The organism is Streptomyces sp. NPDC007164 (assembly GCF_040634135.1).
GTDB classification, from domain to species: domain Bacteria; phylum Actinomycetota; class Actinomycetes; order Streptomycetales; family Streptomycetaceae; genus Streptomyces; species Streptomyces sanglieri.
In genome coordinates, this window is record NZ_JBEYFB010000056.1 from 15,557 (window position 1) to 40,265 (window position 24,709).

Genomic DNA, 24,709 nt, shown 5'->3' on the forward strand with positions numbered 1-24,709 from the left:
GTGACTCCTCCCCCTCGTGAACGAGGGGGCTTCTCGCTATGCCTGGTTGGCGTCGCGACGGACCAGCCCGGCCCGTAGAACGTTCAGGGCGCCCACCGTGTCGGCGTGCGCGGTGTGGCCGCACGAGACGCAGTGGAACTTCTCCTGCGTGGGCCGGTTCTCCTTGGCGGTGTGCCCGCATTCGGGGCACCGCCGGGAGGTGTTGCGGGGGTCCACGGCCTCCACTTCCCGCCCGGCACTCTCAGCCTTTGCGTTCAGGATCGCGAGGAACACCCCCCAGCCGGCATCAGCGATCGAGCGGTTCAGCCCGGCCTTGGACGAGGCCCCGTTGGGCAGGAAGGTGCCCGGCTGGTCAGGGTCGGGCTTCGGCGCGGGGGCCTTGCTCATGTTACGGATCTTGAGGTCTTCGTGCGCGATGAAGTCGTGCTCACGGACCAGGCCGAGCGCGGTCTTGTGCGCGTGGTCGAGCCGCTGACACCGTACCTTGCCGTGCAGAGACGCGACCTTCTCCACGGCGCGCTGATGATTGCGGGTGCGGTCCTTGGCCTTGCGGCGGGGGAACCGGCTGAGCGCCTGCTGTGCCGCTTCCAGCTTCGAGGCAGCCTTCCGGGCGTGGCGCGGGTTGGGGATGTGTTCGCCGTCGGAGGTGGTGAGGAACGAAGCGATGCCCAGGTCGATCCCGATCACACTGCCCGTCGCGGGAAGCGGCTCGGACTGCTCCTGCTCTGCAGTGAGTACGACGAACCACTTACGTCCCTCACGCTTGACCGACACGGTCTTGACCTTGCCGACCACCGCACGGTGCTGGTTGACCTTGACATGCCCGACGCCCTGGAAGCGGACGCGGGTGACGGGGTCGTGCGGGGTGGAGTCCCACCGGCAGCCGTCGCCGTCCTTGGGGAAGTCAACCGTGTCGAACCAGCTCACCCCGCGAAAACGCGGGTAGCCCGGGGTGTCACCGGCCTTGATCCGGCGGAAGAACGCGGCGAACGCCTTGTCCAGACGGCGAAGCGTCGCCTGCTGCGAGGAGAAGGACCAGCGGCCCTGACGCCCCGGGTCGAAAGCCCGGATCTCCTTGAGCTGCGCGGACTGCATCCCGTACTTGACACTCGTCTTCGAAACGTGCCGGTAAGCGCCACGGCGTTCCTGCAAGGCCCCGTTGTAGAGCGAGCAGTGATCACGCAGCATCTCGCCGAGCGCGATCGCCTGGCCCACGGTGGGCCGCATGAGGAACTTGTACGCACGGATCACCCAGCCCACCCCCTTCCGCCAGGTCAGCTTGACCATAATAAACTTGGCGTATGTCACCACGCTGGGAACCGAACCCCGATATCCGTACCGGCCGTCACGTAGCATATAACCTCCACGCACACTTGGTGTTCGTTACGAAATACCGGCGTGATGTGTTCGATGACCACATGCTCAAGCGGTGTGAAGAGATCATGCGGGAGGTATGCGGCAGCTTCGAGACCGAGCTGCGCGAGTTCAACGGCGAAGCCGACCATGTCCACCTGCTGGTGCACTACCCGCCGAAGGTCGCCCTGTCGAAGCTGATCAACTCGCTCAAGGGCGTCAGCTCCAGGTATCTGCGGGCGGAGTACACCGGCCGGATCAACCGGATCGGCATGGGCTCGGTGTTCTGGTCCCGCTCCTACTTCGCCGGGTCCTGCGGCGGCGCACCACTGACCGTGATCCGCCAGTACATCGAAGGACAGAAGCAGCCCCTCTGACCGTCAACCCAGAGGTGCAGAGAACTCCGGCGCTCCGCACCTCCGGACCAAGGATGCGTTTCCCTCCCCGACTGAAGCCGGGGATACCCACGCAAGGTCAGGGATGGAGTGGCATCGTCGTGTACGGCATCGCAACAACCTACCAATGCGGTCCCGGGCGCACCGGACCAGCCGCGAGTACATGGGCCGGGCAGATGCGATCCACCTCAGTGGACGGCGCCCCGACACACCCTGCCACCAGGCAAGTCCCGCTGGTGGGACATGCACCCTCGCGTCAGGGGCCGGCGACCGGGTCACGGACTGGCGACGAGTTCGCCGAGTCGCATGGCGAGCCACGGGCGACGACCACCGGCCCGCAGGTGGCCGCGTGCGATCGCCTTCCAGATCGGCGTGCGCCGGAATGAAACCAGCAGGAACGTGGCCGGCGCAGCCGTGATCGTGCAGTCGTAGGCGCGCGGCGGGGCGTCGCGGGTCACCGTCATCTTCCCGTCCTCGACGACGACCGCCAGCCGCAGACCGCCCTTGATCCTCAGGTCGAACGCGATACTGACACCCCGCGCCTTCGCCGCGTCCAGAGCCAGCGCCATCATCGTCGGCATCGACTGTCCGAGCACCAGGCGCGCCTCGTCCGGGCTGATCGGCCAGGGAAGTCCGGTGCCACGCGCGATGTCCAGACCGTGCACCAGACTCTCGCTGAGCATCAGTCCGGTCACCGTCGCCAACGTGATCGTCGTCCCCTGCCCGTACCAGGGCGCGGACACCGGGGTGTCCGGGGCGAGACCTTCGGTGGTCCGCAGGAACATCTCGCCGCGTTCGGCGACGAAGTCGCCGGGACGGGCGTGTTCGTCACCGCCGAAGAGTTCGATGGACTTGGCGTTCATGGCCGCGATCCGTTCGGTGAACGGCGCGTCGCCCGGCGGCAGGACCGAGTCCCACTCCACGGGCTCCTCGGCGGAGACGATGGAGCAGTACGCGAGATACACGGCCGCGAGATGCACGCCGACGTCGCCCACCGTCCACACCGGGACACCGGAGGGCGCATCCGGATCGCGTACGTCGTGCAGCAGCCGAACCAGTCGCGGGACCACGGCGCGCAACGCGGCGCGGGTCTTCTCGTGCACGGTGACGGGATCGAATCCCGGGACGGTGCCCATGCCACTCCCCCATACTGCGGACGGGCCCGCAGATTACCGCCGAGTAGGGCGCTTGCGACAGGGCTCCCCCGATCCGGTCCCGGGGCCGCCGTGCCGTTGACGTACCACTCAGCATGCCGCCCCGGCCGCCGCGCCATCGGCATACCGCTCGACGTTTCGCTCCGGCCACCGCGCCCCGCGCTACGACGGCCGGTGCACTCAAGACCCGAAAACTCCGGTCGGCCAGGGAGGTGTGATCCGGTCCGTCCGGTCCGTCCGGCCCATCAGCCGAGGAAGAGCGGGAACTTCGCGGCCCGCTCGCCCAGTTCCGCCCTCTCCGCGGCGGTCGGGGTACGCCGTCCCGTGCCGACCAGCAGCGCGTCCGTGTCGGAGAACGACGCGGGGAACGCCGCCCCGGCGATCCTCTCCAGCATCTCGCGCGACCGGGCGAGCCCCTCCGCGGGCGGTCCGGCCGCGTCCGGAACATACGCGACGAGGTCGAGATGGTGCAGCGTCCACTCCAGGACGTACGCGCCGAGGTAGTCGCCCGCGGTGAGGACCACGTCACGGGTGCCGACCCGGAGACCCGGGTCGGCGAGTACGGCGGCACGGCCGGCGGCGGAGCCCACGTCGTCGAGGTGGAACTTGAGCAGGCGGGGCTCCTCGTACGCGGCGGCCAGCCGGACGATCAGCGCATCCAGCGGGTCGTCGCCGGTGGGTGGCGTCCCCGAGACGTTCCAGTAGGTCAGCGCGTCGCGGGTCGGTTCCGCCTCGGCGGGCGTCACGAGGGTGATCAGGACGTCCTGGGCATCGATGACCAGATGGCACACCAGGTCCCGCACCGACCAGCCGGCGCAGCCGGACGGTCGCGCGAAGTCCTCGTCCGGAAGTTCGGCGACCGCCGTGCGCAACGCCGTCCAGGAGCGTGAGAAGAGATCCACGTCGGAAAGGTAGTGCGGTGCCGCGCGCTCGGACAAGCACCTCGGCGGGTCCGCCCGCGCACCACCTCACCGGCACGTGGCGACCGTGGCCGAGACGCATCCCGTACTCGTGGCACGCCGATGCCACCCGGGAACCCGTCGGCATTCAGGTCCATCGGCGCAGAGGTCCAACGACACGGAATTGGCCTTGGTCCACGGCTCCGCACCCTGCATATGGTCGCGCCATGAGGATTCGCATCGTCGACACGTTCACCGACCGCCCCTTCACCGGCAACCCGGCCGGGGTCCTGATCCTGGATTCCGACACCTTCGCCGACGACGATCGACTCCAGCGGATCGCCATGGAGGTGAACCTCTCCGAGACCGCCTTCGCCCACCCGCTGCCCCCGGGCGGCGAGGCCGACTGGGCGCTTCGCTGGTTCACCCCGGCCACCGAGGTCGACATGTGCGGCCATGCCACCCTCGCCACCGCGCATGTCCTGCACACCACCGGTGCGGCGACCGGCACCGTGCGCTTCGCGGCCCGGTGCGGGATCCTCGCCTCGGACACCCGACCGGACGGTGCGATCACCCTCGACTTCCCCACGTCCCCGCTGACGCCCGAGGCCACCCCGGCCGGGCTGGCCGCCGCGCTGGGCGCGGAGCCGCTCTCCGTCCAGGACACCGGCCCGCACATCGGCGACCTGCTCGTCGAACTGTCCGACGAGGCGACCGTACGGGGGCTGACCCCCGACATCGCCAGGCTGGCCGATGTCTCCCGGCGGGGCGTCATCGTCACGGCGGCCGCGGCGGACCCGGCCGGTGGCTACGACTTTGTCTCGCGCGGATTCTTCCCGCGCGTCGGGATCGACGAGGACCCCGTGACCGGTAGCGCCCACACCGCGCTGGCACCCTTCTGGTCGGCCCGCCTCGGCCGTGACGATCTGACCGGGCTACAGGCCTCCGCCCGTTCCGGCCTGGTACGGACCGCACTGCGCGGCGACCGTACGCTGCTGACCGGAAACGCCGTGACGGTCATCGACGGCGAGTTGCTCACGTCACTCTGACGTCTCGGACGAGGTCGCGGGAGGGGGTGTACGGACCAGTCCGACGCTCCCCGCACCTCTCTCCTGCCGCGGCCCCAGGCCCTCACGGCGTGGGCAGCCAGCCCACCTTCCCCGCCAGCAGCGCGTACCCGACGAACGCTCCGACATCCAGCAGCGCATGCGCCGCGACCAGCGGCCCGACCCGCCCCCAACGCCGGTACAGCAGCACGAAGACGACGCCCATCACCATGTTCCCGATGAAGCCGCCGATCCCCTGATACAGGTGGTACGAGCCGCGCAGCACCGAACTGGCGGCCAGAGCGGCCATCGGCGTCCACCCCAACTGTCCTAGTCTGCGCAGCAGATACCCGACGACGATCACTTCCTCCACCACGGAGTTCTGGATCGCGGACAGGATCAGGACCGGGAATTTCCACCACACATCGGGCAGTGACTCCGGGACCACGGTCAGGTTGAATCCGGCGGCCCTCGCCACCAGGTAGAAGGCCAGGCCCGCGCTGCCGATGCCCGCCGCGACCAACGTGCCCCGGCCGAGGTCCGGCCACGGCCGGGTACGGTCGAAGCCGATGGCCCGCAGGCCGGCGCCTTCCCTGATCAGCAGGTGCGCGACAAGGGCCACAGGCACTAGTGCCGTCGTGATACCGAAGAGCTGCCAGGCGAGATCCAGCCATGGACGTCCAGGTGTGTACGAGCTGTTGAGGGTCGCCGCCTGATCCTTCAAACCCCCTGGTTTCGTCAGTGATCCGACAAAACTGATCAGGGCAGACACTCCACTGGCACCCAGCGAGAGAGCCAGCACGAGGACCGTTTCGGACCGCAGGATCCGTCGTGACAATGCCTCTTGGGGGTAAGAATCAGCCATAAGCCCCGCCTCCACCTGTACACCTGCCTTGAGTTGTGCATTCACGCCCCATCCTGCTCCCCCTCGACTAGGGTCTCGAATACAGGTACGAAGATCATGCGCGACAGGCCGGGGGACAACCACCATTGCCGATGGTGTGGTCCCCCTTTTCCTTGTTCATCCTCAAGGAGGGGCACCACCGACATGGGACGTCACAGCTTGCCCGACGACTACGCCGGAGAAGGAAGCGGGGACGGTTCACCGCCGCACCGTCGGCGTACCGTCGCGATCGCGACCATGCTCGTTCTCGCGGTGGCGGCGGGAACGGCCGCAGCGGTGCAGGGCGGCCTGTTGTCGTTCTCGAAGAGCTGCGGGGACTCGGCCGTACGTCTGTCCATGATGACCTCCCCGGACATCGCGCCCGCCGTTCGCGCCATCGCCGACAAGGCGCGCAAGGACGAGGTGCGGTCCGACGGTCGCTGCCTGTACGTGACGGTGGTCGCCCGCGACTCCTACAAGGTCGCCGACGCCCTCACCAACGACACCCGTTCCCCGGACTTCCAGATCTGGCTGCCCGACTCCGACCTCTGGCTCGACCGGGCCAAGGGCTCCGGCGACGGCGTTCCGATCACACCGGGTGACTCCATCGCGTCCTCCCCCGTGACTCTGGCCATGGTGCCGTCCGCGGCCAAGAGCCTCGGCTGGCCGAAGAAGAAGTACTCCTGGGCCGAGCTGACGGCCGCGGCCATGGAGTCGGACAAGGTGCGCCTCGGCTCGGCCGACCCGGCGCGCAGCGCCACCGGCCTGCTGGCCCTCGCCGGTATCGGCGCGTCCTCCGAGAAGCAGGGCGGGGACAGCGACACCAGGGTCGCGGCGACCGCCAAGCTGCTCGCGCAGCGCATGTCGGACAGTGACACGCAGGTGCTGGAGACGCTGGCGCAGGGCGATTCGGGCGCCGAGCAGGGCAATCCGGGGCGCAACCAGGCGGTGCTCCTCTCCGAGCAGGCCGCGTTCGCCCACAACGCGGAGTCGACCGGCGACGGGAAGCTCGACCTGTTCTACCCCAAGGACGGCACGCCGCTCCTGAACTATCCGTACACGCTGGTCGACGAGGCCAGCATGAGCACGCCCGAGAGCCGGGCGGCGCTGCGGTTCATGACGCTGCTGGACGAACCGGGTTCGCAGGCCACGCTGGAGAAGCACGGCTTCAGGAATGTCGACGGCACGGCCGATGAGTCGGTGGTCGCACCGGCGGGCGGCCGGAAGCCCCAGCCGTACGCCACCGCTGCCGCCGCCGCACCGACCGTGGAGGAGCTCCAGCAGACCCTCGGCATGTGGACGATCACGGTGCAGAGCGCCCGGCTGACCACGGTCGTCGACGCCTCGGGGTCGATGGCCACGATCGTTCCTGGGCGCAACCAGTCCCGGATGGATGTCACCAAGGCGTCCCTGATCCAGGCCCTCAACCAGTTCACCCCGAACGACGAGATCGGGCTCTGGGAGTTCGCCACCACTCTCGACGGCGACAAGGACTACCGCAGGCTGATGCCGGCCGCCCGGCTGGGCGATCCGGCGAAGGGCGGCGGAACCCACCGCGAGAAGCTCTCCGCGGCCTTCGCGGCGCTGAAGCCCGTGCCGGGCGGCGCGACCGGTCTCTACGACACCATGCTCGCCGCCTACAAGGACGCCCAGGCGACCTATGTGAAGGGCAAGTTCAACGCGGTCGTGATCCTGACCGACGGCTCGAACCAGGACAGCCTCTCCATCTCCCGCAGTGCCCTGATCGCTGAACTGAAGCGGATCGCCGATCCGGAGCGTCCGGTGCCGATACTCGCCATCGCGGTCGGCCCCGAGGCCGACCGCGATGAGGTGAACGAGATAGCGAAGGTGACCGGCGGCGGTGGCTACCAGGTCATCGACCCGGCCGAGATCCAGGTGGTGATCCTGCAGGCGATCATGACGGCCGGCCAGAGCAGCCACGCCGCACAGGAGTAGCCCCCGGCCCGGCCGGCCCGCGCCGGGGGGTTACGGCCGTGAGCCGGAAGGCGAGGCGGCCCGGCCCCGGTCTCACGGCTTGGGAGGCGCACCCATCGGCCAGGTGTGCACCGGCTCCCCGCTGTGCATCAGCTCGGCGTACCGCCGGGTGGTCGCGGCCAGCGCCGCGTGCCGGTCGAGCCCGGCCGCGCGTGCCCGGTGGTAGGTGTCGGCCTGCCAGGACGCTCCGTTCACCCGTCGCTTGCAGCGCTCCTCGATGACCCCGAGGTATCGGTCGCGGTCCGCGGGCTCGATGTTCCAGGCATCGAGCCCCGCCGCGGCCAGTGGCAGCAGCTCGTCCCGTACGAGCTTGACGGCCGGCACCCGGGTGAGCCCGCCCGCACGGCCGGAGCGCGGCCAGATCAGCTCCGCGTCGATGCCCAGACGGCACGCGGTGTCGAAGTTCTCCGCCGCGGCGGCGAACGGCAGCCGGGTCCACACCGGGCGGGACTCCTCCGCGAGCGCCCGTACGAGCCCGTAGTACAGCGCCGCGTTGGCGATCAGATCGGTGACCGTGGGTCCGGCGGGCAGGACCCGGTTCTCCACCCGTAGGTGGGGTACTCCGTCGGCGAGGCCGTACACGGGGCGGTTCCAGCGGTAGACCGTGCCGTTGTGGAGCACCAGCTCCTGCAGCCGCGGCACCCCGCCCTCGTCCAGGACCCGCAGCGGCTCCTCCTCGTCGCAGACCGGGAGCAGCGGCGGGAAGTAGCGCAGGTTCTCCTCGAAGAGCTCGTACGCCGAGCCGATCCACCGCTCACCGAACCAGGTCCTGGGCCGCACTCCCTGGTTCTGGAGTTCGGGCGGCCTGGTGTCGGTGGCCTGCTGGAATAGCGGTGGCCGCGACTCCCGCCACAGCTCCCGGCCGAACAGGAACGGCGAGTTGGCTCCCAGCGCGATCTGGACGCCGGAGACGGCCTGGGCCGCGTTCCACACGGCGGCGAACCGCGCCGGTGTCACCTGAAGATGGAGCTGCACCGAGGTGCAGGCGGCCTCGGGGGTGATCGAGGCGGAGGTGGACACCAGTCGCTCCACGCCCTGGATATCGAGGGTGAAATCCTCGCCCCGGGCGGCCACGATTTGATCGTTGAGCAGGGTGTAGCGATCCGCGTCCGAGAGGTTCGCCACGACGAGGTCCTCGCGACGCAGCGTGGGCAGAATACCGATCATCATGATCCCGGCATCCACCTCGCCCGCCTTCCGGTGGGCATATCCGAGCCCGGTCCTGAGCTCTTCGGCCAACTGGTCGAAAACACGCCCGTCCAGCCGGTGCGGGACTATGTTCACTTCCAAATTGAACATCCCGAGTTCCATCTGGAAATCACGGCTCGCGATGCGCGGGAGGACCTCCCCATTCATCATCTTCGGCATGCCGTCGGCGCCCGCGAGATTCAGCTCGATCTCCACGCCCATGAGGTTGCGCGGCCGGTCGAACCTCCGCTCCGCCAGCAGCCGCTCCAGCCCCTCCAGGCACTGGTGGAGCTTCCTGCGGTACCCCTGCCGATCGGACAGGTCAAAGGCGCCCGCCACGACCTTCTCCCCCATCGGAGCGTCCCTCCCTCAAGTGGCGGCCCGCGGCCCAGGCCGCTCGCGTCACGATCGATAATGCCCAGGCCGGGTGATCCATAACGCCCCCGCGAACGCCGCGGAGCCAGTAATCTGAGTGCGCCCGCCCGAGGCACATTCCATGGGCATGACGCAGCGCGGGTTTCCCATCCCGGCGCATGGTGAATACACCGTCGCGTTTCGGCCGTCCGCGGCCGGGGAAAAATCCCAGGCGGCGGCTGCGCCGCTGACGCAAAATCAGCAGATTCTCCGCATAATAAAGTCTCGATACCGCCTTGTCGGAAATAGCTGCGACGGCTAGTGGAATCACCGCGTGAACACGTGTCGTATAAACTCCGCGGACGAGGCAGAGAGTTGACGCACCGGCCCAGTCACCGGCCTCCTCTGGCCCCGCATGCCGACAGCGCCGTCTGCACCCGCCCACGCACCACCGTGTCTCCGAAGTGAGAGGCGACCCACTATGCCGCTGCATGTTCCCCCGGCTCCCGCGCCCGCTCTGCGCAGCGTTCTCGCGGCACTCGGTTCACCCACCGCAGTCCGCGAGGCCCGCACCCCAGCCCTCCGATCCGCCGAGGGACCGCTGAGCCCCGAACTCCCGCTCCCCGTCCATGTACTGGACCGGATCGGGCCGGGCGGGCTCGCTCCCGCCACCCGGCTCGCCGCGTGGCGGTTCCTGATCCGCAGCGCGGAGCAGCCCGTAGCCGCGGCGGACACCATGCTCACGCCGGACGGCTGGACGTTCTCGCACTTCTTCGAGGGCCCCTACATCGCCTCGACCGAACTCGCCCTGCGCCAGGCCGAGACGGTCACCACGCACTATCAGCCACGGCTGCTGTCCATCCCGGAGCTCTACATGCTCGCGCTGTGGCTGCACGGCGACGCCGAGGCCGACGCCGCCGGCGGGGAGCTCGCCCCGGCCGACCTCCTCGTTCCGCTGGCCCCCGCCCCGCCGGGCATCGCGGCCCATCGCCCGCACCGGGTCGCCGATCTGCTCCGCGTGATGACGCTGCGCATCACCCCCGGCCCCGGCCCCCTGCTCGGCTCACCGGCCTGAGAACCGCACCCCCGTACGAGATTGCCGCGCCCTGTACGAGAACGCTGTGCCCCGTCACCTTCCCTGGTGGCGGGGCACAGTGCTGGGGGGGCGCACTTCGATGCCCGTCCGGACTAGCCCGGTCCGGCCACCCCGAACCACCCGAAGTGACAGTGCAGTTGCGGTGAACCGTCCGCGCGGGTGATGCGTCCTCCGAGTAAGGACAAGTGCTGCTGCCAAATCCCTGCGGATTGACGCCCGTGGGGCAACACTGGGACCGGACCGATCGATACGGGGGGGGCGGCCATGAACACCTCATCCAGCCGCAGGACATTCACTACAACGCAGCGAAAGAACCCAGCCATGTGCCAGCACCAGCCACCATGCCCGACCGCCGACTCAGCCGACCGGGAGGCCGCCCGCCTGACGGCCCACCACCCGGAACAGGGCTGGAGCCTGCTGTGCAACGGGGTCCTGCTCTTCGAGGACACCGGCGAGCTGCTCCCGGACGGCCAGATCATCGCACCGCACCGGCCCCTGGGAACCGACCGAGTGATGAAGGCCGCCTGATCGCGGCCGGTACGAGCTGGGGCCGGCCCGGAGAAATCTCCGAACCGGCCCCGACGCATGTCCGCGTCACTCCCCCGCGCTCATGACTCAGCTGTCGTACTCGTCCAGCGGCGGGCAGGAACAGACGAGGTTGCGGTCGCCGAAGGCTCCGTCGATCCGGCGCACCGGCGGCCAGTACTTGTCGGCGGCCGAGACGCCGGCTGGGAAGACCGCCACCTCACGGCTGTACCCGTGCTTCCACTCCCCGCCCAGCATCGCGGCGGTGTGCGGGGCGTTGTGCAGCGGGTTGTCGTCCGCGCTCCACTCGCCGGAGGCCACCTTCTCGACCTCGCCGCGGATGGCGATCATCGTGTCGCAGAACCGGTCGAGCTCCGCCAGGTTCTCGCTCTCGGTCGGCTCGATCATCAGCGTCCCGGCGACCGGGAACGACATGGTCGGCGAGTGGAAGCCGTAGTCGATCAGACGCTTGGCGATGTCGTCGACGCTGACGCCGGTGTCCCTGGAGATCGGCCGCAGGTCCACGATGCACTCGTGCGCGACCAGACCGGCCGGGCCGTTGTACAGGATCGGGTAGTGCGGCTCAAGGCGCTTGGCGATGTAGTTCGCGGCGAGCACGGCGACCTGCGTCGCCCGCTTGAGGCCCTCGCCACCCATCAGACGTACGTACGCCCAGGAGATCGGGAGGATGCCGGCCGAGCCCCACGGGGCGGCCGAGATCGGTCCGACACCGGTCTCGGGGCCGGCGGCGGGCTGCAGCGGGTGGTTCGGCAGGTACGGCGCGAGGTGCGCGCGCACCCCGACCGGGCCGACGCCGGGGCCACCGCCGCCGTGCGGGATGCAGAAGGTCTTGTGCAGGTTCAGGTGCGAGACATCGCCGCCGAACCGGCCCGGCTTGGCGAGGCCCACCAGCGCGTTGAGGTTGGCGCCGTCGACGTACACCTGACCGCCGACGTCGTGCACCTCGGCGCAGATGTCGGCGACGTGCTCCTCGAACACACCGTGCGTCGACGGGTACGTGATCATGAGCACGGCGAGCTCGTCGCGGTGCTTCTCGATCTTGGCGCGGAGGTCTTCGATGTCCACCTCGCCGTCGTCGGCGGTCTTGACGACGACGACCTTCATGCCGGCCATGACGGCGCTGGCCGCGTTGGTGCCGTGCGCGGAGGACGGGATGAGGCAGATGGTGCGCTGCTCGTCACCATTGGCACGGTGGTACGCGCGTACGGCCAGAAGGCCGGCGAACTCGCCCTGCGAGCCCGCGTTCGGCTGGATCGAGACCGCGTCGTACCCGGTGACCTCGGCGAGACGCTCCTCCAGCTCACGGATGAGGGTGAGGAAGCCCTGCGCCTGCTCGGCCGGCGCGAAGGGGTGCAGCGCGCCGAACTCGGGCCAGGTGATCGACTCCATCTCGGTGGTCGCGTTCAGCTTCATGGTGCAGGAGCCGAGCGGGATCATGCCACGGTCCAGCGCGTAGTCCCGGTCCGCGAGCTTGCGCAGGTAGCGCAGCATCGCGGTCTCGGAGCGGTGCTGGTGGAAGACCGGGTGAGCGAGGATCTCGTCGGAACGCAGCAGCCCCTCGGGCAGCGTGTCGGCGACGGTGGCGTCCAGCGCCTCTATGTCACCGTCGGCACCGAAGGCGGCCCAGACGGCGGCGATCTGCGTACGGGTGGTGGTCTCGTCGCAGGCGACGGACACCAGGTCGGCGTCGACGAGCCGCAGGTTGACCCCGCGCTCGCGGGCGGCGTCGACGGTCTCGGCGGCCCTGCCCGGGACGCGCACGGTGAGGGTGTCGAAGAAGGCGCCGGTCACGATGTCGACCCCGGAGGCGCGCAGGCCCTCGGCCAGGATCGTCGCGTAACGGTGGGTGCGCCGGGCGATCGTCCGCAGCCCGTCCGGGCCGTGGTACACCGCGTACATTCCGGCCATGACCGCGAGCAGTACCTGGGCGGTACAGATGTTGCTGGTGGCCTTCTCGCGGCGGATGTGCTGCTCGCGGGTCTGCAGGGCCAGCCGGTAGGCCTTGTTGCCGTCCGCGTCGACGGAGACACCGACGAGGCGGCCGGGAAGGCTGCGGGCGAACTTCTCGCGCACGGCCATGAATCCGGCGTGCGGTCCGCCGAAGCCCATCGGCACACCGAAGCGCTGCGTGGTGCCGACCGCGATGTCCGCGCCCAGGTCACCGGGCGAGGTGAGCAGGGTCAGGGCGAGCAGGTCGGCGGCGACCGTGACGACCGCACCCAGCTCGTGGGCCTGCTCGACGACGGGCTTGATGTCCCGGACGGCTCCGGAGGCGCCCGGGTACTGCACCAGCACGCCGAAGACACCGCGCTCGGCGATCTCCGCCGGGATGCCCTCGGACAGGTCGGCGACGACGACCTCGACACCGGTCGGCTCGGCGCGGGTCTCGATGACCGCGATCGTCTGCGGCAGGGCGTCGGCGTCGACCAGGAAGACCCCGTTGCGCACCTTGCCGACGCGCCGGGAGAGCGCCATGGCCTCGGCGGCCGCGGTGCCCTCGTCGAGCAGCGAGGCGCCGGAGGTCGGCAGCCCGGTCAGCTCGGCGACCATCGTCTGGAAGTTGAGCAGCGCCTCCAGCCGGCCCTGCGAGATCTCCGGCTGGTACGGCGTGTAGGCCGTGTACCACGCGGGGTTCTCCATGACGTTGCGCAGGATCACCGGCGGGGTGAAGGTGCCGTAGTAGCCGAGCCCGATCATCGGGGCCAGCACCTGGTTGCGGTCCGCGAGCTCACGCAGCTCGGCGAGCACCTCGGCCTCGGTACGCGCGGCCGGCAGTCCGAGCGCCTCCGCGCTCTTGATGACATCGGGCACCGCGGCCGCGGTGAGTTCGTCCAGCGAGCCGTAACCGACCTGGGCGAGCATCTTCGACTGCGCCTCGGCATCGGGTCCGATGTGGCGCTGCTCGAACGGAATGCCCTGCTCCAGCTGGGAGAGCGGAGTGCGGCGGGGGGTCATGGTGGAGGCCTCCTGGTCTGTAACGACCTGCGAGGGGCACCGCGGCGCGGGTGCCCGAACGGCCTCCCCCTCTGTCATCTCAACCTGAGAGCTTCACCGGCGCGCCCTGCGGCGTACCGGCTTTCACCGTCGGTGAGGAAGGGAATCGCACCGGCACTCGGCCGCACAAAACCCGCCCTGCTTTCCAGAGTGACCTCGTCCGTGCGGTACGGGGGCCTGAGAGATTCCGGGGAGGATTTGCTCCTTCGGCGCCTTCGGATCAGCTCCGGAGGACTCTCCCGCACGGGGTCAGCAGCCATGACCAGCCTACCAGCGGGGTTCGTGGCTGATTTCTCGAGTGGCCAACCACCCGGATCTGCCTTTTTGTAGTGCTTGTGGAGTAGCCGCGACCAGTGGGAGGGACCGTGCAGACCGACATCGATCCGCGCAGCCTGATCGGCCGCAAGGCGTTCGACCGCAAGGGCACCAAGATCGGAACTGTGGACGAGGTGTATCTCGACGACGCGACCGGGGTGCCCGAGTGGGCGGCCGTACGTACCGGACTCTTCAGCCGGGACGCGTTCGTCCCCCTGGAACCCAGCGAATTCGTGGAGGACACGCTGCGCATCCCCTTCGACCGCGCCCTGATCAGGGACGCACCGGACTTCGGTGTCGGCCGTCATCTCTCGCCGGAACAGGAACTCCAGCTCTACCGGCACTACGGTCTGGACTCCGCGCCCGGGGAGCCCGGACCGGACAGGGACTTCGGCAGGCTGGCCGGCCAGGACGAGTAGTCCACCGGGTCGCGTACCAGGGGCAGCGGATCGGCGGGCCGGAGCTCCGGGTCGTCGATCCGGAACGTACGCACCCGGCCGGGCGCCGATCCGGGCTCCTCGAACCGCACCGTCACCCGTCCGACACCACTGCCCTGCACCCAGCCGTGGCCGTACGTCTCGTGGTGCACGTCGTGTCCGGCGGGCCAGCGCCGTGCCGCGCGCTGCTCGGCACTCTCCGGGACCTCCGCCCGGGAATCGCCCGGCGGCTCAGTGGCTTCGTCCCCGGCCGGTGCCGTCCCCGCTGCCGGCTCCCCGGCCGCTTCCCGGGCCGATTCCCCGGCAGCGGTGCGCTCGCCGGCGGCCTGGGCGAAGAGGTCCTCCTGTGTGTAGTCGGCAAGCCCCGTCACGCCCACTCCGAGGAGCCGGACGCCCCCGGTGGTGTCAACGGACTCCAAAAGACGTGCGGAGGCCTCACGGACCACCGTGGGGTCGTCCGTGGGCCCACGGAGCGTCTCGGACCTCGTGAGTGTCGAGAAGTCGTACCTGCGCACCTTCAGCACCACCGTGCGCCCGGACCGCCCCGCGCCCCGCAGCCGCTGGACGCAGCGGTCGGCCAGCCGCTCGACCTCGGTCCTGATCCGCACCCGGTCGTGCAGATCGGCGTCGAAGGTGTCCTCGACCGACACCGACTTGGCGTCCCGCTCCGCGACCACCGGCCGGTCGTCGTACCCGAACGCCATCCGGTGCAACGAGCGCCCGTGCGCCTTCCCCAGCAGGCGTACCAGCTCGTCCTCACCCGCCTCGACCAGGTCGTCGACCGTCGTCATCCCGGCACGGCGCAGATGATCCGCCGTCGCCGGCCCGACACCGGGGAGGATCCGCACCGACATGGGCGCGAGCAGCTCCCGCTCCGTGCCCGGCTCTATGAGCAGCAGGCCGTTCGGCTTCGCCTCCTCCGAGGCGATCTTGGCCAGCATCTTGGAACCGGCGAGCCCGACCGATCCGGTGAGCCCGGTGACCGCCTTGATGGCCGTACGCAACTGCTCACCGATCTCCCGCGCCGAAGCCGCGTCGTCGGCCGTCCCCCCGGCCTCCAGGTCCACGAAGGCCTCGTCCAGGCTGAGGGGCTCCACCAGCGGGGAGAGCCTCGCCAGCAGCTCCATCACCTGGTCGCTCACGGTCCGGTACAGCTGGAAGCGGGGCACCAGATAGGCCGCGTTGGGCGCCAGCCGCCGCGCCTGCGCCGTGGGCATCGCCGAGTGCACCCCGAAGCGACGGGCCTCGTACGACGCGGTGGCGACCACTCCACGCGGTCCGAGCCCGCCCACCACCACCGGCTTGCCGCGCAGGCTGGGCTTCGCCGCCTGCTCAGCGGAGGCGTAGAAGGCATCCATGTCCAGATGCAGGATGGTGGGCGCGGCTCTCACATCAATCGATGCTGCCCTACGGCACTGACAATCGCCGCGCCCGAACCCTCGGCCGCGTCAGCCGGCGCGATTACGCCGCCGCGCCAGCTCATCGGTGGGGTTGTTCCCGATGAGGGTCTCGCCGGTGTCCACCCGCTCACCGTGTAGCTGCGAGAGTGCGGCGTCCACGTCCTGCCACACCACTCCCACCGCGATGCCGAAGACCCCCTGGCCGCCCTGGAGCAGACTGACGACCTCGTCGGGCGAGGAGCACTCGTAGACCGTCGCCCCGTCGCTCATCAGCGTCATCCGCTCAAGGTCCTGGAATCCGCGGGCCCGCAGATGCTGGACCGTGGTGCGGATGTTCTGGAGCGCCACACCGGTGTCCAGGAAGCGCTTCACGATCTTCAGCAGGACGACGTCCCGGAAACTGTAGAGCCGCTGTGTCCCCGAGCCGTACGCCGGACGCACACTCGGCTCCACCAGGCCCGTGCGCGCCCAGTAGTCGAGCTGCCTGTACGTGATCCCGGCAGCCGCGCACGCGGTCGGCCCGCGGTAGCCGATGTCGTTGGCCGATGCCACTTCGTCCCCCGCCACCGCCGCCGGTTGAACCGGTTGCACGATGGTGTGGTCGGCTGTACTCCCCTGCTGCGGATACGGCCCACCCGCTGCCGTACCGTCGCCGCTGCTTCTCACGCCGACCTCCGTCCTTGACCTGCCATCTCGAAGGTAGGCAGTCACTCGGGGTGCGTCAACGATCGCCACACTCGGCACGCCGAGTGATAATCACCCTGAGGGTGGTTTCCCGTGTCTCCCGAGCGGGAAAGGCTTGCCGGATGCGCTGACGGCGACCCCGAAGAACGGTCATTGACTGTTGGTGCCGAAATCCTCCGGGGAGATCTGATCGAGGAACTCGCGGAATTTCTCCACCTCGTCCTCCTGCTCGTCCGGGATGGCGATGCCGGCGTCGTCGAGCACCCCGTCACTGCCGTAGATCGGCGTTCCGGTGCGCAAGGCGAGCGCTATGGCGTCGGACGGCCGCGCGCTCACCTCGACCCCGCTGGCGAAGACCAGCTCCGCGTAGAAGACCCCTTCCCGCAGGTCCGTGATGCGGACCTCGGTGAGCTCCTGGCCGACGGCCTCAAGCACATCCTTGAAGAGATCATGGGTCAGCGGCCTGGCCGGAGCCATGCCCTGCTGGGCGAAGGCGATCGCGGTCGCCTCACCAGGACCGATCCAAATGGGGAGGTACCGGTCGCCTCCCACTTCACGCAGGAGCACGATCGGTTGGTTGGAGGGCATTTCCACCCGGACACCCACAACGTCGAGCTCGTTCACACAGCAACCCTAGGACGTGCCCGGCAGGTTTGGGTAGTCGGGCACCGGCGCGATCAGTGGAGCCGGATGTGCAGAGCACTCTGTACAAGGGCCGAATGAAGCCTCACGGACAGCTCCGCGAGTTCTTTCGCAGTGGCCTCCGCATGTGCTCTGGTCTGCGGATTCCGGTGCCGCCGCAAGGGTGCGACCATCTGCTCGATGAGCCCGACCTCGCGATCCGCGGCCGCGCGCACGGCACGCAGGTGACGCGGCTCCAGACCGAACCTGCCCAGATCCGCCACAAGCTTGGCCACGGTGACCATCTCGGAGTCGTAACCGCCCTCGGCGGTCGGAACCACCAGGCCGTACGACTCCCACTCGTCGAGGTCGCTCTCGGTGGCCTCGGCGGCCGCCAGCAGCTCGGCACGGCCGATCCGGGCCGCGGTGGCCCGTCCGGGCCCTGAGTCCCAGCCACCGTCGGTCAGGTCCCGCGGGCCGCCCCCGGAAGGCAGGGCGGCCTGTTCACCACGGGCCAGGGCATCCAGATGCTCACGGATGACCTTCAGCGGGAGGTAGTGGTCCCGCTGCATGCGCAGCACCTGCGCCAGCCGCTCCACGTCGGCGCCGCGGAACTTGCGATAGCCGGAAGGGGTCCGCTGCGGTTCGACCAGCCCTTCGGCCTCCAGGAAGCGAATCTTGGAGATCGTGACCTCGGGGAACTCGTCCCGCAGTCGCAGGAGCACCGTACCGATGCTCATCGGGCGGTCGTCGGCGGTGGCGGTGCCGGTCACGGCACCGCCCGTCGGTGTTCTCAGCATGGACCTTCCCTGACGGGTCAGATGCCGCGCTGGCTCGCGTAGAAGACCAGCCGGTACTTGCCGATCTGCACTTCGTCGCCGTTGGACAGGGCGACGGAGTCGATGCGCTCACGGTTGACGTAGGTGCCGTTCAGGCTGCCCACGTCCCCGACCGTGAAGCTGCCGTCGGGGCTCCTGCGGAACTCCACGTGCCGCCGCGACACCGTCACGTCGTCGAGGAAGATGTCGCTCTGCGGGTGACGGCCGGCCGTGGTCAGCTCACCGTCCAGCAGGAAGCGGCTGCCCGAGTTCGGACCACGACGCACCACCAGGAGCGCCGAGCCGAGCGGAAGGGCGTCGACGGCCGCCTGGGCCTCGGGCGAGAGGGACGGCACCGCCGTCTGCCCAGTGGCCTCCGCCTCGTACGCCTCAAGACCGGAGATCGAGATGGTCGAGGTCGTCTCCGAGGCACGCTCGGGAATCCCGCCCCTCAGCGGCGCGCCGCAGTTGGAGCAGAAACGACTGGCCTCGGCATTGCGATGCCCGCACCTCGTACAGACCGGCATGGACGAACCCTCCTGCCTGGGGGCGAACTCTCCACCCGAACTCGAGGTCGACGATTCTCCGAAACCTATGCGGCCGGGACCGGCAGGGTCAACAGACGACGCGCCGGATGCTCCCGAATTGTCACTGCCCGTACCCGACACCTGATCACGGAAGAGCGGGCGATCCGTGCCCTGCTCCTCCGCCTGGCCATGGCGCGGTGCGCGATGGCGGGCGGCCTCGTCGCGAGCGCTCTTTCCGAACAACTTCCCAAACAACTTCACGGGCGCTTCCCCTTGACCGAAATAGACCCGCCCGTGGGGCAGGACGAACCCTGAATGACCACACCTGCCGACCCGGACATCTTCACAACGTCCGTATCCACTCGACAGTTTCCACCACGCACCACCAATACGATGCGGCGACCCCCCGCAACCTTGTGCCCGTCTCCTTCGCCCCTTCCGCGACGCCGTATCACGGGGACGACGACCGAGCGTAGTCAGGCTGCTTCGCCGGTCGCAAGGCGTCGACGACGATGTCGTCGGCCTGCTCGACCTGCACGGTGGCCTGCTCCTTCTCCAGCGTCTGCACCACGCCGCCGGGGATGTTCAGCGCCGGCTCCAGGTCCTGGGGCTTGCCGATCACCTCGAAGACGTACGGCGCGGTGATCTTACGGCCGTCGACCTTGACGTTGCCGCCGTCACCGGAGAAGTACGTATTGGCCACCACACGCACCCCGTTGACCTCGATCGCCTCGGCGCCCGCCGCCCGCAGCTCCTGGAGAGCGTCGAGCAGCATGTCCGCCTTCACTCCGTCACCGGGGTCGTTGACGGTGAGCGTGATCCCGGGCCCGTGGGCGGCCACGGTACCCGCGAGAACGCCGAGTTGCCGTTCCTTCTCCACCGTCTGCTTGCGCGCCTCCTCAGCCTGGTCGGAGCTGTTCTCCAGCTCCGTGCGCTGAGCGTCCAGCCGCTGCTTCTCGTCCTCCAGCCGCTGGGTCCGGTCGTCCAGCTCGTCGAGGATCCGGACCAGGTCCTCCTGCCGGGCGCCCCGCAGCGCGCTGTTGTCGCTGTTGGACCGCACCTGGATGGCCAGTCCGAGACCGAGTACGAACAGCAGCACCGCGACGATGAGTTGGGCGCGCGTCACCCGCGGCGGCCAGAGTCCGGCGATCAGCCGCTGACGGCCAGTCAGCTCCTTGGCGGAGCCCGCCGTCCGCTCTCCGGCGTGTTCCGCCCCATCGGGAAGTTCTTCGTTGCTCATCGGCGTCAGGCCCGGAAGACGTGCCGGCGGATGGCCGCGGCGTTGGAGAAGATCCGGATCCCGAGCACGACCACCACACCGGTGGACAGCTGCGCCCCGACGCCCAGTTTGTCGCCGAGGAACACGATCAGCGCGGCCACCACGACGTTCGAAAGGAACGACACGACGAACACCTTGTCGACAAAGATCCCGTCGAGCATGGCGCGCAGTCCACCGAAGACTGCGTCGAGGGCAGCCACGACGGCGATCGGGAGATAGGGCTCGACCACCGCCGGCACCTCGGGCCGGACCAACAGTCCGACCACGACTCCCACGACGAGGCCCAGTACGGCGATCACGATGTGCCCTTCCCTGCGTCTGCCGCACCACTGCCGGTGTCTGCGGCCTTATAAGGCTCTGCTGTACGTACGATCAGGCTCGGCGCGACCGGAAGGCTCAGCTTCTGCTGCGCGGACAGGCTCGTCCGGATGTCGAAGGTGTCCTTGAGCGCCTGAAGATACTGACCGTCGGCACTGTCCTGGAACGACGTGCCGAGTTGCTTCCCGTTCCCCACCGCCAGCACCGTGTACGGCGGCACGAGCGGCCTGTTGTCGACCAGTATGGCGTCGCCCGCCGCGCGGATCGCCGACAGGGCCGTAAGACGCTGCCCGTTGATCGCGATCGCCTCGGCGCCGGACTGCCACAGGCCGTTGACGACCCGCTGGAGGTCCCGGTCGCGGACCCGTCCGGTATCGGAGAATCCGCTGCTCTCCCTCGGTCCGCCGCCGCCCTGGTCGGTGTCCTTGGCGTCGTCGATGACGAGCTTCACGCCGGGCCCCTCGACCGGGGTCGCGCCGGCGAGCAGTGCCACCCGCTCCCCTTGGTCCCCGCCGTGCTTCTCCAGCGCCTTGCGCTGCCGCCCGCCCACGTCGCCCCGGAGCTTGTCCACCTGAGCCTCAAGGCTGTCGGCCGCCGCGGTCTCGTCGTCGATGCGGCCGATCAGCTCTTGGCGCTCCTTGGCGAGGACCGGCGCCGAGACGCGCGCCTCCGCGGCCCCGAGCGTGACGACGAGTGCGGCCAGCACCAGGCAGGCGGCGAATCCAAGTTTCGACTTGAGCGTACGAGGCAGCCCGGCGGTCCCGTCGGCCCTGCGACGCGCCGACGCCTCGGCGTATCCGTCGTCCAGGCTGTGGTCCATCACGTTGGTCAGCAGCGACATGGACGCGTCGGGACGCGCGGGAGGCGAGGCGGTACTCCGATCGGGGGGCTGCTGCAACATGCCGCACATCGTCGCACGTCGCCACGGCTAGCGCCGAATGGCCCCACCGGTGTGCCCGAAGGCGCCGCGGGGCGCCACCGGACACACCGGGAGAACCGTCACTGACCTGCGCTGTCCACGATCGCCGCCCATTCGTCCAGCAGCGCCTGCGCGGAGGCGTCGTCCGGGCCCTCGGCCCACAGATGGGTGACCGCCTCGGCCCGGTCGGGCAGCACCATCACCCACCGCCCGTCGGCCTCGACCACCCGCACCCCGTCCGTCGTGTCGACGCTGCGGTCACCGGCGGCCTCCACCACCCGCCGCATGACCAGGCCCTTGACGGCCCAGGGGGTGGCGAGATCACGGCGCAGGACATGGGCACGGGGAATGCGGGCATCGATCTGGCTCAGGGTGAGCTGGGTCCTGGCGACCAGACCGAGCAGCCGTACGAACGCGGCCGATCCGTCGAAGACGCTGCTGAATTCGGGAACGATGAAGCCCCCGCGCCCGTCTCCACCGAAGATGGTGCCTTCCTCGCGTGCCACGCGCGTCAGATCGTCGGGCGATGTCGTCGTCCATTGGACCTGCGTGCCGTGGTACGCGGCGACCTGCTCGGCGACGCGGGTCGTGGTGACCGGCAACGCCACCCGCCCGCTGCGCCGCTCGGCCGCCACGAGGTCGAGCATCACGAGCAGTGCCCGGTCGTCCTCGACGATCCGGCCTCGCTCGTCGACCAGGGAGAGCCGCTCACCGACCGGATCGAACCGCACACCGAACGAGGCCCGTGCCGAGGAGACGATCTCACCGAGCCTTACGAGTCCGGAGCGCCGGGTCTCGGCGGACTCGGTGGGCCGTGATTCGTCGAGCCCGGGATTGATGGTCAGCGCATCGACGCCGAGCCGCCCCAGCAGGCTGGGCAGTACGAGCCCGGCACTTCCGTTGGACGCGTCCACGACCACCTTGAGCCCCGCATCGGCGATCCCCGCGGTGTCCACGTTGCGCAGCAGCGATCCGGTGTACGAGTCGAAGACGCTGGACGGGAAGTGCAGATCGCCGATCTCGCCCGGGAAGGCACGGCGGTATTCCTGACGTGCGTAGACCCGGTCCAGCTTCCGCTGCCGCGCCTGCGACAGGTCCGCGCCCCGTTCGTCGAAGAACATGATGTCGACCGAGTCGGGCACACCGGGAGACGTACGGATCATGATGCCGCCGGCACTGCCCCGCGCCGTCTGCTGGCGCGCGACGGGCATCGGTACGTTCTCCAGGTCCCTGACGTCGATGGCACTGGCCTGGAGGGCCGAGATCACCGCTCGCTTCAGGGCACGGGCGCCTCGGGAGTGGTCACGTGCGGTGGTGACCGTCGAGCCCTTCTTCAGGGTCGTGGCATAGGCCCCGGCGAGCCGGACCGCCAGTTCCGGGGTGATCTCGACGTTCAGGATCCCGGACACACCACGGGCGCCGAAGAGATGGGCCTGTCCGCGCGATTCCCAGATGACCGAGGTGTTGACGAAGGCACCGGCCTCGATGGTCTTGAACGGGTAGACGCGGACATTGCCCTGGATGATCGACTCCTCGCCGATCAGACATTCGTCCCCGATGACCGCGCCGTCCTCGATGCGGGCGGCCCGCATGACGTCGGTGTTCTTGCCGATCACGCAGCCGCGCAAATTGCTGTGCTGCCCGATGTAGACGTTGTCGTGCACCACGGCCCTGTGCAGGAATGCGCCGCTCTTGACGACGACGTTCGACCCGATGACCGTGTGCTCGCGAATCTCCGCGCCGGCTTCGACTTTTGCGTAGTCCCCGATGTAGAGAGGTCCGCGCAGTACCGCGTCGGGATGTACTTCCGCGCCTTCCGCGACCCATACGCCGGGCGAGATCTCGAAGCCGTCGATGTCGACGTCGACCTTGCGTTCAAGGACGTCCGCCTGTGCCTTCACATAGCTCTCGTGGGTGCCGACGTCCTCCCAGTAGCCCTCGGCGACATAGCCGTAGATGGGCTTGCCCTCCTTCATGAGCTGGGGGAAGACATCACCGGACCAGTCCACCGAGACATCGGCTTCGACGTAGTCGAACACCTCGGGCTCCATGACATAGATGCCGGTGTTGACCGTGTCCGAGAAGACCTGTCCCCAGGTGGGCTTCTCCAGGAAGCGTTCGACCTGGCCGCCCTCGTCCACGATGGTGATGCCGAATTCCAGCGGGTTCGGCACACGGGTCAGACACACCGTGACCAGGCCGCCCTTTTCCTTGTGGAAGGCGATGAGATCAGTGAGGTCGAAATCGGTGAGCGCGTCACCGGAAATTACGAGGAAGGTGTCCTCCTTCAGCGCTTCCTCGGCATTCTTCACGCTTCCCGCGGTACCGAGCGGTTTCTCCTCGTTGGCATAGCTGAGCTCCATCCCGAGCTCTTCGCCGTCCCCGAAGTAGTTCTTGACCAGCGAGGCGAGAAACTGGACCGTTACGACGGTCTCGTTCAGCCCGTGCCGCTTGAGCAGCCGAAGCACATGCTCCATGATCGGCCGATTGGCGACGGGCAGAAGCGGCTTGGGCATGCTTGAGGTCATGGGGCGAAGGCGTGTGCCTTCGCCGCCAGCCATCACGACGGCCTTCATGTCGGAAACGTCCTCCTTGAAGAGACGACGGTCTGGCCGACTTCGCCCGTCGGGGCACCATCCGGGTCATCCGCGGCGGGCCGGCCACACTGCACGGCACCGCATCAACGAGCTCAGTCGGCTGCTGCATCCGCCTTGATGAGGCGGCGGACCTGAACCACGTAGAGGATCCCTGCCCACCAATAGAGCGTTGTACCCCAACCTGCGAACGCCCATCCGAAAATGGCGGCCAGCGGTGCAAGCCAACCACTTCCATCGCTGAGCAGCAACAAGGGGAACGCGTACATCAGGTTGAACGTGGCGGCCTTGCCCAGGAAGTTCACCTGTGGCGGCGGGTAGCCGTGACGCCGCAGGATTCCCACCATCACGAGGAGCATCAGCTCACGTGCGACAAGTGCTGCGGTCAGCCACAGCGGCAGGATCTCCCGCCAGGTGAGGCCGACGAGGGTCGAAAGGATGTAGAGGCGATCCGCAGCAGGATCCAGGAGCCGGCCGAGGTTGCTGATCTGGTTCCACCGGCGGGCAAGCTTGCCGTCGAGGTAGTCGCTGATGCCGCTGAGCATCAACACCAGCAGGGCCCAGCTGTCGCTCTGGGGGCCGCCGAACACAGGGCGAAGAATCAGCCACAGGAAGAGCGGAACCCCGACAAGGCGAGCCATGCTGAGGATGTTGGGGATGGTGAGTACCCGGTCCGTCTGAACCCGAGTCTCCTGGACCTCCACCCGGGGGCCTCCTGTGAAGAAAGTGTCAATGATGCCCCCTGACCTTACCCTCGGCCACCGCTGACCGGTGCACAGGGGTGAGGCTGTGCCTCGTGAACGCAGAAAAGCCCCGTGTCCACAAGGACACGGGGCTTTCCCGTAAAAGGAGTTCGGCGGCGTCCTACTCTCCCACAGGGTCCCCCCTGCAGTA

General features: G+C 68.9%; 22 protein-coding genes and 1 riboswitch. Of the genes, 6 read left to right on the forward strand and 16 right to left on the reverse strand.

The annotated features are described in order from the left end of the window. Positions 1-36: 36 nt before the first annotated feature. Positions 37-1,251, reverse strand: a complete 1,215-nt coding sequence (locus ABZ622_RS36565; RefSeq protein ID WP_360550852.1) for a transposase — start codon at positions 1,249-1,251, stop codon at positions 37-39. A gap of 50 nt (positions 1,252-1,301) precedes the next feature. On the opposite strand from ABZ622_RS36565, the gene tnpA reads away from it, so the two are divergent. Continuing rightward, on the forward strand, positions 1,302-1,730 hold the full coding sequence (tnpA, locus tag ABZ622_RS36570) for an IS200/IS605 family transposase (protein ID WP_360550822.1): 429 nt from the start codon (positions 1,302-1,304) through the stop codon (positions 1,728-1,730). Between the two features lie 293 nt (positions 1,731-2,023). On the opposite strand, the gene ABZ622_RS36575 is transcribed toward tnpA, so the two are convergent. Then, positions 2,024-2,884, reverse strand: coding sequence for a maleylpyruvate isomerase N-terminal domain-containing protein (locus ABZ622_RS36575; protein WP_360550824.1), 861 nt, complete (start codon positions 2,882-2,884; stop codon positions 2,024-2,026). Positions 2,885-3,147: 263 nt separating this feature from the next. Continuing rightward, entirely contained in the window at positions 3,148-3,804 is a 657-nt protein-coding gene (locus tag ABZ622_RS36580; RefSeq protein WP_360550826.1) for a maleylpyruvate isomerase N-terminal domain-containing protein, read from the reverse strand. A 224-nt stretch (positions 3,805-4,028) separates the two neighbouring features. On the opposite strand from ABZ622_RS36580, the gene ABZ622_RS36585 reads away from it, so the two are divergent. Beyond that, entirely contained in the window at positions 4,029-4,850 is an 822-nt protein-coding gene (locus ABZ622_RS36585) for a PhzF family phenazine biosynthesis isomerase (RefSeq protein WP_360550828.1), read from the forward strand. Positions 4,851-4,932: 82 nt separating this feature from the next. On the opposite strand, the gene ABZ622_RS36590 is transcribed toward ABZ622_RS36585, so the two are convergent. Beyond that, entirely contained in the window at positions 4,933-5,712 is a 780-nt protein-coding gene (locus tag ABZ622_RS36590) for a type II CAAX endopeptidase family protein (RefSeq protein ID WP_360550854.1), read from the reverse strand. Between the two features lie 183 nt (positions 5,713-5,895). On the opposite strand from ABZ622_RS36590, the gene ABZ622_RS36595 reads away from it, so the two are divergent. Continuing rightward, positions 5,896-7,686 (forward strand): substrate-binding and VWA domain-containing protein, encoded by a 1,791-nt coding sequence (locus tag ABZ622_RS36595; RefSeq protein ID WP_360550830.1) that lies wholly within the window; start codon positions 5,896-5,898, stop codon positions 7,684-7,686. A 72-nt stretch (positions 7,687-7,758) separates the two neighbouring features. On the opposite strand, the gene ABZ622_RS36600 is transcribed toward ABZ622_RS36595, so the two are convergent. Next, the gene (locus ABZ622_RS36600; RefSeq protein WP_360550832.1) at positions 7,759-9,267 is read right to left on the reverse strand and encodes a glutamate-cysteine ligase family protein; all 1,509 of its coding nucleotides are present in this window, start codon (positions 9,265-9,267) and stop codon (positions 7,759-7,761) included. A 481-nt stretch (positions 9,268-9,748) separates the two neighbouring features. Between ABZ622_RS36600 and ABZ622_RS36605 the strand changes: the two genes are divergently transcribed. Both ABZ622_RS36605 and ABZ622_RS36610 read left to right on the forward strand, forming a co-directional pair. Continuing rightward, positions 9,749-10,342, forward strand: a complete 594-nt coding sequence (locus tag ABZ622_RS36605) for a hypothetical protein (protein ID WP_266917411.1) — start codon at positions 9,749-9,751, stop codon at positions 10,340-10,342. Between the two features lie 342 nt (positions 10,343-10,684). Continuing rightward, on the forward strand, positions 10,685-10,891 hold the full coding sequence (locus tag ABZ622_RS36610) for a DUF5999 family protein (RefSeq protein ID WP_072488625.1): 207 nt from the start codon (positions 10,685-10,687) through the stop codon (positions 10,889-10,891). Between the two features lie 87 nt (positions 10,892-10,978). Here ABZ622_RS36610 and gcvP read toward each other — a convergent pair whose 3' ends face one another. Further along, complete coding sequence (gene gcvP / locus ABZ622_RS36615) at positions 10,979-13,864, reverse strand: aminomethyl-transferring glycine dehydrogenase (RefSeq protein WP_360550834.1); 2,886 nt, start codon at positions 13,862-13,864, stop codon at positions 10,979-10,981. 194 nt (positions 13,865-14,058) lie between these two features. Then, positions 14,059-14,155: riboswitch (glycine riboswitch) on the reverse strand. Positions 14,156-14,268: 113 nt separating this feature from the next. Between gcvP and ABZ622_RS36620 the strand changes: the two genes are divergently transcribed. Continuing rightward, positions 14,269-14,637: a PRC-barrel domain-containing protein gene (locus tag ABZ622_RS36620; protein WP_360550836.1), complete on the forward strand. Its 369-nt coding sequence runs from the start codon at positions 14,269-14,271 to the stop codon at positions 14,635-14,637. Here ABZ622_RS36620 and ABZ622_RS36625 read toward each other — a convergent pair. The 10 genes from ABZ622_RS36625 to ABZ622_RS36670 all read right to left on the reverse strand — a co-directional run bounded on the left by ABZ622_RS36625 (position 14,562) and on the right by ABZ622_RS36670 (position 24,519). Continuing rightward, positions 14,562-16,046, reverse strand: a complete 1,485-nt coding sequence (locus tag ABZ622_RS36625; RefSeq protein WP_360550838.1) for a DNA polymerase IV — start codon at positions 16,044-16,046, stop codon at positions 14,562-14,564. The genes ABZ622_RS36620 and ABZ622_RS36625 overlap by 76 nt on opposite strands. A gap of 57 nt (positions 16,047-16,103) precedes the next feature. Continuing rightward, positions 16,104-16,721 (reverse strand): MerR family transcriptional regulator, encoded by a 618-nt coding sequence (locus tag ABZ622_RS36630; RefSeq protein WP_360550840.1) that lies wholly within the window; start codon positions 16,719-16,721, stop codon positions 16,104-16,106. A gap of 168 nt (positions 16,722-16,889) precedes the next feature. After that, positions 16,890-17,363, reverse strand: a complete 474-nt coding sequence (locus tag ABZ622_RS36635; protein ID WP_006123076.1) for a bifunctional nuclease family protein — start codon at positions 17,361-17,363, stop codon at positions 16,890-16,892. 53 nt (positions 17,364-17,416) lie between these two features. Beyond that, a complete protein-coding gene (locus ABZ622_RS36640) occupies positions 17,417-18,160 on the reverse strand; it encodes a MerR family transcriptional regulator (protein ID WP_360550842.1) in 744 nt (247 codons plus the stop codon). Positions 18,161-18,177: 17 nt separating this feature from the next. Continuing rightward, positions 18,178-18,966 (reverse strand): FHA domain-containing protein, encoded by a 789-nt coding sequence (locus tag ABZ622_RS36645; RefSeq protein ID WP_124718992.1) that lies wholly within the window; start codon positions 18,964-18,966, stop codon positions 18,178-18,180. A gap of 190 nt (positions 18,967-19,156) precedes the next feature. Beyond that, positions 19,157-19,945 (reverse strand): DUF881 domain-containing protein, encoded by a 789-nt coding sequence (locus tag ABZ622_RS36650; RefSeq protein ID WP_360550844.1) that lies wholly within the window; start codon positions 19,943-19,945, stop codon positions 19,157-19,159. 5 nt (positions 19,946-19,950) lie between these two features. Continuing rightward, on the reverse strand, positions 19,951-20,283 hold the full coding sequence (locus ABZ622_RS36655) for a small basic family protein (RefSeq protein ID WP_003970459.1): 333 nt from the start codon (positions 20,281-20,283) through the stop codon (positions 19,951-19,953). Then, a complete protein-coding gene (locus tag ABZ622_RS36660) occupies positions 20,280-21,203 on the reverse strand; it encodes a DUF881 domain-containing protein (protein ID WP_360550846.1) in 924 nt (307 codons plus the stop codon). Before ABZ622_RS36660 ends, ABZ622_RS36655 begins: the two co-directional genes overlap by 4 nt. A 98-nt stretch (positions 21,204-21,301) precedes the next feature. Continuing rightward, on the reverse strand, positions 21,302-23,797 hold the full coding sequence (locus ABZ622_RS36665) for a mannose-1-phosphate guanyltransferase (protein ID WP_360550848.1): 2,496 nt from the start codon (positions 23,795-23,797) through the stop codon (positions 21,302-21,304). Between the two features lie 113 nt (positions 23,798-23,910). Further along, positions 23,911-24,519 (reverse strand): CDP-alcohol phosphatidyltransferase family protein, encoded by a 609-nt coding sequence (locus ABZ622_RS36670; RefSeq protein ID WP_360550850.1) that lies wholly within the window; start codon positions 24,517-24,519, stop codon positions 23,911-23,913. Positions 24,520-24,709 lie beyond the last annotated feature (190 nt).